This is a genomic window from bacterium (genome assembly GCA_019695305.1).
Taxonomy (GTDB): domain Bacteria; phylum UBA10199; class UBA10199; order UBA10199; family JAIBAG01; genus JAIBAG01.
The window spans coordinates 1-13,659 of the sequence record JAIBAG010000028.1; the positions used below are offsets into that span (position 1 = coordinate 1).

Annotated in this window: 15 protein-coding genes; 10 read left to right on the forward strand and 5 right to left on the reverse strand. The window is 45.4% G+C overall.

Going from position 1 to position 13,659, the window contains the following annotated elements; translation table 11 throughout:
• Positions 1-219 (reverse strand): hypothetical protein (locus K1X76_10740; protein MBX7149544.1); only part of this gene is annotated, 219 nt, incomplete at its 3' end.
• A 474-nt stretch (positions 220-693) separates the two neighbouring features.
• Between K1X76_10740 and K1X76_10745 the strand changes: the two genes are divergently transcribed.
• From K1X76_10745 to K1X76_10755, 3 genes are read left to right on the forward strand one after another with little or no spacing between them, the layout of a single operon-like run.
• The gene (locus K1X76_10745; GenBank protein MBX7149545.1) at positions 694-1,038 is read left to right on the forward strand and encodes a metalloregulator ArsR/SmtB family transcription factor; all 345 of its coding nucleotides are present in this window, start codon (positions 694-696) and stop codon (positions 1,036-1,038) included.
• On the forward strand, positions 992-1,696 hold the full coding sequence (locus tag K1X76_10750; GenBank protein MBX7149546.1) for an aquaporin family protein: 705 nt from the start codon (positions 992-994) through the stop codon (positions 1,694-1,696). Before K1X76_10745 ends, K1X76_10750 begins: the two co-directional genes overlap by 47 nt.
• Positions 1,681-2,085, forward strand: coding sequence for an arsenate reductase ArsC (locus K1X76_10755; GenBank protein ID MBX7149547.1), 405 nt, complete (start codon positions 1,681-1,683; stop codon positions 2,083-2,085). The genes K1X76_10750 and K1X76_10755 overlap by 16 nt, the downstream gene beginning before the upstream one ends.
• Positions 2,086-2,089: 4 nt before the next feature.
• Here K1X76_10755 and K1X76_10760 read toward each other — a convergent pair whose 3' ends face one another.
• The 4 genes from K1X76_10760 to K1X76_10775 all read right to left on the reverse strand — a co-directional run bounded on the left by K1X76_10760 (position 2,090) and on the right by K1X76_10775 (position 7,713).
• Positions 2,090-5,347 carry an efflux RND transporter permease subunit gene (locus tag K1X76_10760; GenBank protein MBX7149548.1) on the reverse strand — a complete coding sequence of 1,086 codons (3,258 nt, stop codon included), beginning with the start codon at positions 5,345-5,347 and terminating at the stop codon, positions 2,090-2,092.
• Positions 5,340-6,179: a hypothetical protein gene (locus K1X76_10765; protein ID MBX7149549.1), complete on the reverse strand. Its 840-nt coding sequence runs from the start codon at positions 6,177-6,179 to the stop codon at positions 5,340-5,342. The genes K1X76_10760 and K1X76_10765 overlap by 8 nt, the downstream gene beginning before the upstream one ends.
• Positions 6,176-7,318 (reverse strand): TolC family protein, encoded by a 1,143-nt coding sequence (locus K1X76_10770; protein ID MBX7149550.1) that lies wholly within the window; start codon positions 7,316-7,318, stop codon positions 6,176-6,178. Before K1X76_10770 ends, K1X76_10765 begins: the two co-directional genes overlap by 4 nt.
• 125 nt (positions 7,319-7,443) lie before the next feature.
• Positions 7,444-7,713 carry a hypothetical protein gene (locus tag K1X76_10775; GenBank protein MBX7149551.1) on the reverse strand — a complete coding sequence of 90 codons (270 nt, stop codon included), beginning with the start codon at positions 7,711-7,713 and terminating at the stop codon, positions 7,444-7,446.
• Between the two features lie 99 nt (positions 7,714-7,812).
• Between K1X76_10775 and K1X76_10780 the strand changes: the two genes are divergently transcribed.
• From K1X76_10780 to K1X76_10810, 7 genes are all read left to right on the forward strand, one after another.
• Positions 7,813-8,397, forward strand: a complete 585-nt coding sequence (locus tag K1X76_10780; GenBank protein MBX7149552.1) for an RNA polymerase sigma factor — start codon at positions 7,813-7,815, stop codon at positions 8,395-8,397.
• Positions 8,387-8,917 carry a hypothetical protein gene (locus K1X76_10785; protein MBX7149553.1) on the forward strand — a complete coding sequence of 177 codons (531 nt, stop codon included), beginning with the start codon at positions 8,387-8,389 and terminating at the stop codon, positions 8,915-8,917. Before K1X76_10780 ends, K1X76_10785 begins: the two co-directional genes overlap by 11 nt.
• A gap of 45 nt (positions 8,918-8,962) precedes the next feature.
• Entirely contained in the window at positions 8,963-9,361 is a 399-nt protein-coding gene (locus tag K1X76_10790) for a hypothetical protein (GenBank protein ID MBX7149554.1), read from the forward strand.
• A gap of 103 nt (positions 9,362-9,464) precedes the next feature.
• Positions 9,465-10,025 (forward strand): heme-binding domain-containing protein, encoded by a 561-nt coding sequence (locus K1X76_10795; GenBank protein MBX7149555.1) that lies wholly within the window; start codon positions 9,465-9,467, stop codon positions 10,023-10,025.
• Position 10,026: 1 nt separating this feature from the next.
• Complete coding sequence (locus K1X76_10800) at positions 10,027-10,437, forward strand: hypothetical protein (protein ID MBX7149556.1); 411 nt, start codon at positions 10,027-10,029, stop codon at positions 10,435-10,437.
• Between the two features lie 127 nt (positions 10,438-10,564).
• Positions 10,565-13,024 carry a multicopper oxidase domain-containing protein gene (locus K1X76_10805; protein ID MBX7149557.1) on the forward strand — a complete coding sequence of 820 codons (2,460 nt, stop codon included), beginning with the start codon at positions 10,565-10,567 and terminating at the stop codon, positions 13,022-13,024.
• Between the two features lie 11 nt (positions 13,025-13,035).
• The gene (locus tag K1X76_10810) at positions 13,036-13,632 is read left to right on the forward strand and encodes a sigma-70 family RNA polymerase sigma factor (GenBank protein ID MBX7149558.1); all 597 of its coding nucleotides are present in this window, start codon (positions 13,036-13,038) and stop codon (positions 13,630-13,632) included.
• The last annotated feature ends 27 nt before the right edge of the window (positions 13,633-13,659 follow it).

Genomic DNA, 13,659 nt, shown 5'->3' on the forward strand with positions numbered 1-13,659 from the left:
CTCGCTGAGAAACCCTAGCGGGTTTGTCTTTTTAATTTTGAGACCACTTGTAAAAAAAATAGGCTGATGGATTTGCCCTACGGGCGAAGACATATAAAAAATTGTGGGACCTGCTGAGTAGCTGAATAAGCGCGGCTGGGCTCGTAATTTTTTAACGAACTTTCTTTTGGGGGGCTGACAGCTTAGGGCTTTTTTGGGCGGCAATTCTTTTATTTTCAAGAGTTTGGGGCCTCTTTCTGACAATTCTTTTTCGGCACAAGAAGCGGCGCAAGCCGCGAAAATTTTTAAAAAACCCGATACATTTACTAAAAAGCGCACTTTGTACGAAATGGTCCGAACTTTTTTTCAAACCAATTGCGCGGACCAATATATAGACGGGGCGGCGCGAGAACTCAAAGACAAAATTGCTCCGCGTTAAAGAAAATTGGCTCAAGTTTTTTTGAGAACAAACCGCGCGCTTGAAAACAAACGCGTGCACAAACCGTTCTGAGGCAAAACCCGCGCCACTTCGCCTTGGCTCAGCGTCACGGCTTTTGCTCCCTGCCCCGCAACGCGGGGCAACAGGCCCGCCCGTTCCTCGCCTCCGAAATTTACTCTTTTAAACCTGCGCCTACATTAAACCCCAATAAAATCGACGCGCAGATTTTCTTATCTTGACTCTCCAAAACTATATTCGTATAGGCGAATATATAAATGCCCACAGCCAATGTAAATTTAATGTTTCGTGCCTTTTCGGATGAGACTCGTTTGCGAATATTAAATCTCCTTCAACAAGGAGAGCTTTGCGTGGGTGATATTGTTACTATATTGGGATTGCCTCAACCCACTGTTTCGCGTCATCTGCTTTATTTAAAGCGCGCCTTGCTGGTGCAAACGCGGAATAACGGATTGTGGATGTTTTATAGTTTAGCCAAGCCCAAGGGTGCTTTTCACAAAAAATTGCTGGAATGCCTTAAGTCGTGCTTTGAAGATGTTCCGGCCATGAATAAAGATGAGCGTAAAGCCGGAAAAATCAAAAAATCAGGTGGGTGTTGCTAAGAGTTTAGTAGCCGAAGTATTGGGCACCGCATTTTTACTGTGCACGGTAGTAGGCTCCGGCATCATGGGCGAACAATTATCCGGCGGCAATGTGGCTATTGCCCTTTTGGCCAATAGCATTGCTACCGGTACGGCGATAGCGGCTCTCATTTTAATTTTTGCTCCGCTTTCAGGAGCCCATTTTAACCCGGTGGTGACGCTATCAGCCGTTTTAAACAGGCAATTATCAGCATCACGTGCGTTTGCTTATGTTGCAGCACAAATAGCAGGAGCTTTTATAGGTGTGTGGTCCTCACATTTTATGTTTGAGCAACCCATTATCATGGTGTCACAACATATTCGGACCGGAAGCGCGCAATGGGTAAGTGAAGGTATTGCTACTTTCGGCTTGTTAGCGGTGATTCATGGGTGCAAGCGGTATAGCACTCCTGTTATTGCATCCGCCGTGGGTGCTTATATTACTGCCGCGTATTGGTTTACCTCGTCCACCTCCTTTGCAAACCCTGCTGTTACTTTAGCGCGCTCGTTTACGGATACTTTTTCAGGGATTCGCCCTGTGGATGTGCCTCAGTTTGTTATTTCTCAAATAGTAGCGGCAATTTTAGCAACAATGCTGTTTAGATGGTTAGGCAAGGAGGATGAATGTCCGCAAAAGTAATTCTGTTTGCTTGTGTGCATAATGCCGGACGCTCGCAAATGGCTGCGGCATTTTTTAATCAACTGGCTAATCCCTCTAAGGCCATTGGGATTTCGGCAGGAACCCAACCGGGAAGCGGTATTCATCCGGTTGTGATGGAAGTGATGAAAGAAGCAGGAGTTGATTTATCTCAGGCGAAACCCCAATTACTGACTGATGAACTGGCTCGCTCGGCTTCTCTCTTAATCACCATGGGATGCGGAGAAGCTTGCCCCGTTGTGCCGGGTTTAAAACGTGATGACTGGCCATTAAAAGATCCTAAAGGACTCTTATTAGATGAAGTAAAAACCATCCGTGATGAAATTCGCTTGAAAGTGCAGACATTAATCCAACAAGAAGACTGGAATTAATAAATCATTTAGATGTCGTGACTAAACTTTTTTCCCGCCACATCAAATAAAGCACCGGATAAATAAGAAGCTCCAAAATAAAAGACGTAAAAAGTCCTCCGATCATGGGGGCTGCAATACGTTTCATCACATCAGAGCCCGCACCGATGGACCACATGATGGGAATAAGACCCATGAAAAGAGCCATCACTGTCATCAATTTGGGACGAACGCGATGAACTGCGCCTTCAATGATGGCATCAATCAAATCACTTCTGGTTTTCATGCGGCCGCTTTTTTCGCGGTCATGATAAGCCAAGTCTAGATACATCAGCATAAACACACCCGTCTCGGCATCTAAACCCAACAGCGCAATCATACCTACCCAAGCCGCAATCGAGAGATTGTAATCTAAACCCACCATCAGCCACACGGCTCCAATTAAGGAAAACGGAACAGCCAAAAGAATAATTCCGGTTTTAACCCACGAACCCGTATTAAAGTGCAGTAAAAAAATAATGATGATTAAGGTGAGTGGAATCACCATAGTGAGGCGTTCTTTGACCCTCTGCATATTTTCATACTGCCCGCTCCACGCTAATGTGTAGCCTTCTGGCAATTTTACTTTTTCACTCACTATTTTTTTGGCCTCATCCACATAACTCCCCACATCCGTTTTGGCAGGATCGATATCTACATACACGTAACCCACAAGCGATGCATTTTCGTCGCGGATCATTGAAGCCCCTTCGGTGACGTGCACGGAAGCGATCTCACTTAAGGGGATTTTAGCTCCTATCGGCGTCGCAATGAGCACACGCTTAATCGCCTGCTGATCTTGCCTGAAGTCGGGGGCAAAGCGGACCTGGATGGGATAACGTTCGCGGTTAATTAAAGCTGTGGAAACATTCTCGCCGCCGATGGCCATCATAGCCTGATCCTGGGCTTCTTTCATCGAGAGCCCGTAGGTTTTGAGTTTCTCCCGATCAAAGCGCACATCCAAAAAATAACCGCTGGCGATTCTTTCGGCTACAATGGCTCGTGTTCCCGGCACCGATCCTAAATTTTTTTCGATATCACGGCCTATTTTTTCAATCACTTTCACATCGGCTCCAAAAACTTTAATGCCGATCGTGCTTCGGATTCCCGTCGAGAGCATGTCGATGCGGTTTTTAATGGGCATGGTCCAGATATTGGGCATACCGATGAAATTTAATTTTTCGTTCATTTCCGAAACAAGGTCTTCCTCGGAAATTGTTTCGGGCCATATACGCTCAAAAGGGCCGCTCATGAAATTAGGCAAGAATGAATACCAGCGGTCTTTTTTACGCCACTCCGATTTAGGCTTTAGGATGATGGTTGTTTCCACCATCGAGAGCGGCGCGATATCCGTTGAGGTATCGGCACGGCCCGCCTTGCCAAAGACGGACTGGACTTCGGGGAATGTTTTGATGATCTGGTCTTGAAGTGTGAGGACACGTTGAGCTTCAGTGACTGAAATTCCGGGTAAGGCCGTGGGCATGTAGAGAAGACTTCCCTCGTGTAAGGTAGGCATAAATTCAGAACCCAGCATCATGAATCCTGGAAAAATAGAGAGCACAGCTAAAAAGGCAAATAACAGAACCTGTTTTTTTCTTTCTAACACCCAATGTAAAGCAGGCTCATAAATCGCAAAAAGTCTTTTACTGATGGGATGCTTATGCTCAGAATAATATTTCCCTACCAAGAAGGTATCTCCGATTTTATTGAGCCAGGGCATAGGCCCTTTAAAAGGATCGGCGCGGGCAAAGAGCATGCGCATGGCCGGATCCAAAGTAATGGCAAGAACGGCGGCAATCGCCAACGTCAGATTTTTAGAAAGCGCCAAGGGCCTAAAGAGACGGCCTTCCTGATCGACCAGGGTAAAAATAGGTAAAAAGGAAATAGCGATCACTAATAAGGAGAAAAAAACGGAGGGTCCCACTTCCATCAATGCTTCCAGGCGCACTTTAAAAAAATTTTCTTTTCTCCCGCTCTCATCCCAGTGCTGGATTTTGCGATACGCGTTTTCCACTTCAACGATGGCTCCGTCTACCAGAACACCGATTGAAATGGCAATACCGGCCAGCGACATGATGTTGGAAGTTTGTCCCATCAACACCAACGGGATAAAAGCCAGCAAAACGGAAATGGGAATCGTGACAATGGGGACGATGGCCGAGGGAAAATGCCAGAGAAAAAGTAAGATGACGAGACTCACAATGATGAGCTCTTCAATCAAAGTGCCTTTAAGAGTTTCCATTGCCCGTTCAATTAAATCGGAACGGTCATAGACCGTGACAATCTTAACGCCTTCCGGCAGGGTTTTCTGGATTTCTTCAATTTTTTCCTTCACCCTTTTAATAACGGAAGGGGCGTCTTCGCCTTGGCGCATCACAATAATACCGCCCACCGTATCACCTTTTCCGTCCAGATCAGTAATTCCCCGTCTCATTTCGGGCCCGATGGATACATCGGCCACTTGTTTTACCAAAATGGGCGCATTGCTTTTTAAAGGATAATCGATAACGGCATTGGCAATCTCATCCACCGTACTCACCAAACCTTCGGAACGCACCATGGCTTCAGTGCCCGAAAATTCAATCACGCGTCCGCCGCTTTCTTGATTGGTGTTGCGGACGGCATCCAACACTTGAGGGAGCGAAAGGTTGAAGAGTGCTAACTTTGTAGGATCTACCTTTACCTGAAATTGTTTGACAAAGCCGCCGACGCCCGCCACTTCCGAAACGCCCGGAACGGATTGAAGATGGTAGCGCAAATTCCAATCTTGAAGGGAACGCAGTTCTGCCGCATCTCTTTGGCCTGTTTCATCCACCAAGGCATATTGAAAAACCCAACCCACACTCGTGGCATCGGGACCTAGTTCGGTTTTCACTCCAGCAGGTAATTGCGCGGTAATGCGGCTTAAATATTCCACCACGCGGCTTCGAGCCCAATACAAATCAGTTCCGTCCTCAAAAATGACATACACGTAGGAGAATCCGTAATCTGAAAATCCCCTCACGGACTTGATTTTAGGGGCTCCCAAGAGCGAGGCGATGATGGGATAGGTCACTTGTTTTTCAATTATCTCGGGCGAACGGTCCCATTTGGAGTAAATGATAACCTGCGTGTCGGAGAGATCGGGAATGGCATCAAGCGGGATGCGCTTTAACGAGTACACACCCAAAACGATGAGGACGGCCGTCAGAGCGAAAATCAAAAAGCGATGCGTGGCGGAAAACTCAATGAGGCGTTTAATCATTAGTGCCCCTGATTTTGGATTCGGAATCGATTAAAAAATTAGGGCCGCTGGAAATAACCTCGCCCGCTTCAAGCCCCGCAAAAACTTGATACTCTTCGGTGGATTTACTTCCCAAAACCACAGGTTGCGGGTTTAAATGGTTATCGGACGTAACCAAATAAACTAAGTCACGCGTTCCCGTATGCAGGACGGCCTCGGCAGGAATAACAATCTGGTCTTTTAAGCGCACCGTAATTTTCCCCTGGAAACCTCCGTACATGGGAATATTTTGCGCTGTGCCGTCTACGGTTCCCAAAGCTTTTAAAGTGCGAGTGGAGGGATCAACAAGGGAATCCACGCCAGTGATCTTTCCTTTGAGCACTGTTTGCGGAGCGCTACTGGCAAATCCGGAAAAGTCGGCTCCTGTTTTTACCAAGGCCAGATCGGATTCGTAAATTTGAAGGATAACTTCTTTAAGCGATTGAATACTACCGGAAACCGGGATGCTGATGTCTAAATCTTGGCGCGATACCGTATAGCGGCCGATCAAAGCGAGGTTCATCTGTTGGTTGGTGATATGAACATCGCGTGGATTTGGCGCTTCGCTTGTTTCCGGACTTTTCTGGATTTCTTTTTTGGCCTCCACATGAACCAAATCCATGCCGCAAATGGGACATTTTCCTTTTTCATGTTGGTGTACTTGCGGGTGCATGGGACAAGTCCAATATCCGGACGCGTCTTCATGAACGGCCCCGTTCGCCGTGCCCGGTGACGGGCTGTCTTGACGACTGCAAGCTACGCCTAGCGCTAAGGCTATAAGTGTAAAAAATAAAAATAAGATTTTTCGGTTCATAATGTGCCTCCTTGAGTATTTCCGGTGAGTTGTAAAATTTCCTGAAAGTTTTTTTCGTATTCAACTCTTAAATTCACGGCTTTTAATCTTAAATCCAGATAATCGGTCATCACCATTTTATGCTCATCCAGGCCTTCCATGGTGCGGGGGGAAATGTTTTTCATCAGCTCCACCCTCTCTTTGGCCCGTGGGATGAGTTTATTTTTGAGGGTGTAAAATTGGCTTTTAAGCGACTCCGCTTTTTTTGTAAAAGACGACAGCATGGATTGTGACGTGGTGCTTATTTTTTTAAGTTCCGCTTCGGCTTTCACCTTTTCGGCATTTGCTGTCTTCACCTGAGCGCGCGATTGCCCGAAAGAAAGGAGAGGAACCGTTACTCCTACCATTAACTCCCGATCCACTTGGGAAGCCGACATCCCCTCAAAGGTACGAAAACGGACGGAGACATCCGGCAGATAGGATTGTTTAGCCAGCGCGAGCTCGGCTTTTTTAGCTTTCAGTTCCTTTTCCTTCCACGTGATAAAAGGATTTTTTGATGAGGGAATTTTAGGGCTCTGCAGGACAGGCTCAACGGGAACGAGCGTCCGTTCTGCAAGCGAAGGGACAAGGCCGTTTAAGAGATTACGCGCCTCAGTAAGCGCCGCTTCCGCTTCCAACACTTCGTTCTCTAAAAGATCCGTTTCCGATTCCACGCCCAACAAATGGACCTTGGCCGTATTGTCGGAAAGCGTGGTGGTTTTGAAGAGTTCGGCATGATGGCGGAGCCAATGGTGTTTTTCTTTTAGAACGGCAAGGCGTGCCGAAGCCCCCCAAAACTCCACATAGGCCACCCGGGCTTTGGCGAGGATTCCTGTTTTTTGGAGGAAACCCATTTGTTTTTGGGTTTCGTAATCAAGAGTCCGTGTTCTTTTATCCTGAATGATTTTTGTGGGGAAAGGGACTTCCTGAAAAACCTCAACGCCGTTACTGGTATCGCCGCCGGTTTTCATCTGCATCCAGCCCACCATGCCAGGCGGGATATTGATTCCGGAGGCACGGGATTTAAACGCATCGATGGTGGCCGTTTCAATGGCCAAGTCGGGGCTTTCCGTACGGACCAAGCCTAAAAACTCATCTAATGTGAGCTTTTCCTTGGCCATGGCCTGTCCCGGCACGACACTCAAAAAACAAAATATAAGGGCAAGAATGCTAACTGTTTTCAAATTCATGCAGAGGCCTCTGCGGGGCTTCGCATATAAGCGAAGCCCCGCCCAACCTATATAATTTAGTTCTGATTTCTGTAGTTTTTGGGGCTATTTTGCCCAGCCTCAGAGACACTAGGGAGAGTAGTTCCACCCCGGCCGTCCCGTTCCATTTTTTCACGACAGTACTTATTACCGTGCTTTCTGTCTTGAGCTCCTGCAGAGGTTCCATTCGTCCCCTCTACCTGAGTTTGATAGGCTTCATACTTATTGGAAGATGCCAGTGCGGATGCCTCCATCCCTGCAGAATATAATGTTAAAACAAGAATAGATATAATGAGTTTAGTTTTCATATTAAGTCTCCTTTGCGGGTAATACGACCAATGAGTTGAATTTGTGACAAATTAAACGATTTATTGAAATTATAATTATTTTTGATACCCAATAGATATATGTCACAAAAAAGCCATTCGGATCGTATTACCCTGAGAGATGAAATGGATAAACCTGATTTGTCAGATGAAGAGCTCATGAGAAGATATCAAGAGGGTGAACAGATGGCCTTTGATGTTTTATTTAAACGGTATTCAGGACGGATTTTGGGGTTCTTATCCAAAAAACTTTTTCAGGTTCAACTGGCCCAAGACCTTATTCAGGAAGTCTTTTTAAAGCTCCACCGGTCACGCGAGCAATATACGCGTAATTTACCCTTTGCCCCGTGGCTTTTTTCGATCATGCGCAGTGTTTGGGTGGATTATTTAAAAAAGAACAGGAAGGAAGATTTAAAAGAGCAGGATTTTTTTGAAAAAATGCAACCCACGTTTATGCCTGTAACAGATTCTAAGGATGAGATTTTAGAAATCTTACTCCCGAACCAGAAAACGGCCGTGGCCATGAAAGTGTATGATGACGCGACGTTTGAGGAAATCGCCTTAAAGCTTGAAACCTCCACTGAAAATGCGCGTCAGCTGGTCAGCCGGGGGTTAAGAAGGCTTAGGGAATTGATGATGCTTAAGAAAGAAGATTATGGCGATTAAAGACAGTGAAAATCTGCAGACGGAATTTAAGGAGTTTATGGAAGGAAGTTCCGAGGGCGTTGGTGCGCCGGAGGCGCTTTTCATCAAGCTCAAGAAGCGTCTTTTTCCAAACCCATGGGTTGTCTTCGGCAAGGTTTCTTTAATTCATGCAGTTTTTGGCCTCTTGTCGCTGGCGATCTGCAACCAGTTTGGCCTTAATCCTTTTCATACCAATTTTTCTCTTTCCGACTGGTTTATGAAAATCGGCGGACACGGCTTATGTATGAGCCTGTGCGGTATTTCATTTATGAGTTCTACGTATCTTGTTTCTAATTTGTTTTTAACGCTGGAGGAATTCGAATCCGTGAAACACCATAAATGGGTTCATACCGGAGTTTTTAGTCTGGTGTCGCTGGCCGCTTTTTATTTTTTCGGCGCGACTCTGGTGGCCACCGTTACCCTTTTATGGTTGGCCGGAGCTTTCATTGGTGGGATTCTCTCGGTAGAGGTCAGTTATCGCTTGAGACAAGCCTGGGTTTAAAAAAACATTGTAATGAATACAGTGATGGAGTACTAAAAAATTAAGATGTTTAATTTGGCTTCAAAAAAGTTCCGCCTTTTTTTCACATTACTCCTGAGCACTTCTGTTTCAGCCAGCCTTGCTTTATGTCATTGCCCGACAACTTCTGTAAGTAACCATCATCAAAGCACCTCTTGCCATGAAAATCAGTCTGGTCATCATCATGAGGAGAATGAACATCAATCGCAGGGACATGCCTGCCTTTGTGACGATGGCCCAATTAGCGGTTATTTGACCGAGGCTGAAAAGGCCCCCGTTAAGGCCGATTTTTTATTCGCGGTTCTCGTTTCTTCTTCAGAAACCGCTCTCATCAGTCAGCCAAACTTTAAACAAGTTCGGCTCACCCATTCGCCACCGGGTGAAATCCGGCCCCTCTATATTACCCAATCATCTCTTCTTATTTAAAAATCCTTTCAGTCACATTTTTGTGTTTATGCGGACGTGTTTTTACGCGTCTTTGCGGTAAGGGAAACTGAACACCGTAAAAGGTGTCTGGAAGGTGAAAAAAATGAAAAAGAAATGGCTCATGGTTTTGTCGGCGATCGCTGTCGTCTTTTTGCTTCGGTTTTTTACGTATACCTATCCTGAACGTGATCTTGCGGCCCCACCTGTTCGCTGTTTTTCAAAAGATACTCCACGGGTGGACAAGGACGGGTTTCAAATCGTCAATCCCGGCCCCGGTTGTGAAACTCTTGAGAAAATCAACCAAAGCTACCTGAGTACTTTAAAGCCGGTTTTCATGCAGAAATGCCTGATGTGCCACGCCGACAGTAGCGGGCAAACGCATCCTTTATATGTTGTTGTGCCACCCGCCTCGTGGGCGGTTGCCGGCGACATCCGCGAAGCGAAAAAGCACATGGACATGACTTTTGATTTTCCGTTCCAAGGTCATGGCTCTCCCGTGGATGATTTGAAAGCTCTTCAGAAGGTAACTGAAAATAGCAGCATGCCGCCTTTTAAATACAAAATAATGCATTGGCAATCGGGCTTAACCGCCCAGGAAAAAAAGACTGTTTTGGAATGGGTCCAGAACAGTCTCAATCAAATCCAAAATGGAGAAAGAAAATAATATGAAAACATTAAACAAAATATTGGTCATAGCAGGACTTCTTTTAATCACATTAAACGTGAATGCTCATGAAGGTGAGAAACATGACGAAGGAATGAATCACGAAAAACCCGGCGTGGAAAAAACCATTACCGGGCAGATGATTGATATGGCCTGTTACTTCAAGCATGACTCGAAAGGCCCCGATCACAAGCAATGTGCGAGGGAATGCGCACAGAAAGGATTGCCGATGGCCATTCTTTCGGATGATGGCAAAATTTATCAGATCATGGGTTCCGGTCATGATGAGTTAAAAACCGTGAATACGGCTTTTCTCGATTATGTCGAAGAAAAAGTCACCGTCATTGGTCAGGTTTATGAAAAAAATGGAACCAACATCATTGTGATCAGTAAGATCAAGAAAGCATCCTAAATTAGAAAAGCCGTTACACTGGTGATGGCAAGGAGAAAACGTGAAAAAAATACTCTTATTAATCCTGTCTGTTTTTATCATGATTTTATCCCCCTTCGTGTCCGCAGAGGACATGAAGGGGATGGATATGTCGCAAAAACAAGGTCCAACTTATACTTGTGTGATGCATCCCCAAATCCATTCGGATAAGCCGGGCAATTGTCCGATATGCGGAATGACATTGGTTAAAGAAAAGCCCAAAGACGAAATGAAAATGCCCATGAAAAAGGATGTCCAAAGTAAACATAATATGGGTGACATGAAGATGGGCGAAAATAATTCAATGCATGATATGAGCACCATGAAAACTCCCAAGGCAAAACTTGGTCCCATCAAAACTATTGTGAATAATACGCCGCCGCGTGTTGTTCGCTATGATTTGCATATTGCCGAAACGAAAGTGAATTTTTCTGGTAAAACCAAACGAGCCATTGCTGTCAATGGAAGCATTCCCATGCCCACCCTGACTTTTACTGAAGGCGACACCGCAGAAATATATGTACACAATGACATGGATGAGGAAACATCCCTTCATTGGCATGGCCTTATACTGCCGAATCAATACGATGGTGTCCCCAATCTGACGCAAATGCCCATTAAACCGCACACCACACATTTATATAAATTTCCTATTATTCAGCATGGCACGCATTGGTATCACAGCCATACCAAGCTTCAGGAACAAATCGGTATGTACGGTGCTTTCATCATGAACAAACGAAAAGAATGGGATATTCCGACATTGCCGATTGTGCTGAGTGAGTGGACGGACATGAACCCCAAAGAAGTGGACCGCAGCCTTCACTCGGCGACAGACTGGTTTGCCATCAAAAAAGGAACCACTCAAAGCTACGGAGAGGCCATTAAAAAAGGTCATTTCGGAACGAAGCTTACCAATGAGTGGAAACGCATGAATGCGATGGATGTGAGTGATGTTTATTACGATAAATTCTTGATCAACGGAAAAAACCAAAACGAACAACCTCAATTTAAGGCGGGAGATAAAGTTAGGCTGAGAATTGCCAATGCGGGTGCCTCCGATTATTTCTGGCTTAACTATGCCGGTGGAAAAATGATTGTTGTGGCAAGCGATGGCAATGATGTTGAGCCCGTGGAAGTAGATCGGCTGTTGATCGCCGTGTCTGAAACATACGATGTTGTTGTCACGATTCCTCAAAATAAAAGTTACGAATTTTTAGTCACACCGGAAGACCGCACCAAAACAGCCTCTCTTTGGTTGGGTCACGGCGAAAAAGTTGCCGCTACGAAACTGCCTAAGCTCAAGTATTTTGCCGGCATGAAAATGATGAACGACATGATGGATATGAACGGCAATATGGTGGAGATGAAGGGCATGAAAATGCAGAATCAAGAAATGGATATGAATACAGTGATGTATCCAGAAGTCACGGGTGCGGAAAAACCACAGAAGAAAAACAAAAAAGTTAAAGTGCAGGGAGCTGATTCGAAAATGTCTGGGCATGATATGCACGGCATGAGCATGGGAGATGAAAGCCCGGAGATTGTTACTTTGAATTATGGAATGTTGAGCGCCACCAAGAAGACGACTTTACCTCCTGGTCCGGTCAAAGAATTAAAATTTGAGCTAACGGGCAATATGAATCGCTATGTCTGGACGATGGACAATAAAACAGTGTCGGAAGCCGATAAAATTCTAATCAAAAAAGGTGAGATCGTTAGAATTACACTTTTCAACAACAGTATGATGCGTCATCCGATGCATCTGCACGGGCATGATTTTAGGTTACTCAACGGGAAAGGTGCCTATTCACCGATGAAAAACATCATCGACATCATGCCGATGGAAACGGACGTGATTGAATTTGCGGCCGACCAAAGTGGCGATTGGTTTTTTCACTGCCATATTCTTTATCACATGATGAGTGGCATGGGACGAATTTTTCATTATGAAAATTCACCACCCAATCCGGAAATTCCTGATCCAAAAAAGGCGCAACGCCAATTATTCAAGGATGACAGGATGTTTCATTCGATGGCCAGAGTCGGCATAGAAAGCAACGGGAGTGATGGCGAAATCATGTTGGCCAATACAAGATGGAAGGCAAGTACCCTGTGGCATTTGGGCTATCAGGATATGCACGGTTACGAAAGTGAAACGATGGTGGGCCGCTATTTTGGGCGTATGCAATGGTTGTATCCTTACGTAGGTTTTGATGTTCATTACAAAATGGATGGTGGTCCAAAAAATATCTTTGCCAATGAGGGAACAACGTGGTTCGGCCAGAAAAGTAATAAAAACAACCGTAAAGCGGCTGTTGCGGGTGTGCAATACACGTTACCTATGCTCGTCAATGCCGATATGCGTGTTGATTCGGATGGGAAATTACGTTTCCAATTAAGCAGAGAGGATATTCCGCTCACAAGCCGGCTCCGTATGAGTTTAATGCTTAACACCGACAAAGAATACATGGCGGGGTTGCGCTATATTGCGACAAAATATTTTTCCATTTCTACGCACTACGATAGTGATATGAGCTTGGGAGCTGGAGTTACATTTACTTATTAGCTAAAAATATTATGGAACAAAACTTGAAAAGCTCTTCAGACATGCAAGGCATCTTAAAGCCTTTGGATCCTGATATCATGCAAATCCTCGTCAAAAACCATAAACGGTTCCTTTCTTTTTTATCCGACCGTGTGGGAGGCGTGCCTATCGCCGAGGATTTGCTCCAGCAAAGCTTTAAGAAGATGGTAGACTCTCCCCCTGACATAAGAGAAGAATCCAATTTGATCAGATGGTTTTACCGTGTCATTAATAACACGCTGATTGACTACTACCGGGCGCAGGGCGCAGAAAAGCGCGGCTTAACAAATTTTAAAAACGAGTTGAAAGGAAACACAGCAAAAGAGGAAGATTCTCATCTGGAGGAAGAAGTGTGCGCGTGTTTTGTGGACCTGTTGGCAACCTTACGGCCCGAATACGCCCATTTAATACGACAAGCCGACTTATCGGGGCGCTCGGTATCAGAATTAGCCCAAGAGCTGAAGATCACCGAAAATAACCTCTACGTAAAACTGCACCGGGCCAGACAGGCTTTAAGGATGAGTCTGGAACGCGCCTGCGGCACCTGTGCCACGCATGGGTGTTTCAACTGCACCTGCCAAAAATGCTGATTTTTTTCTGTAAGATTTTGAGAATGG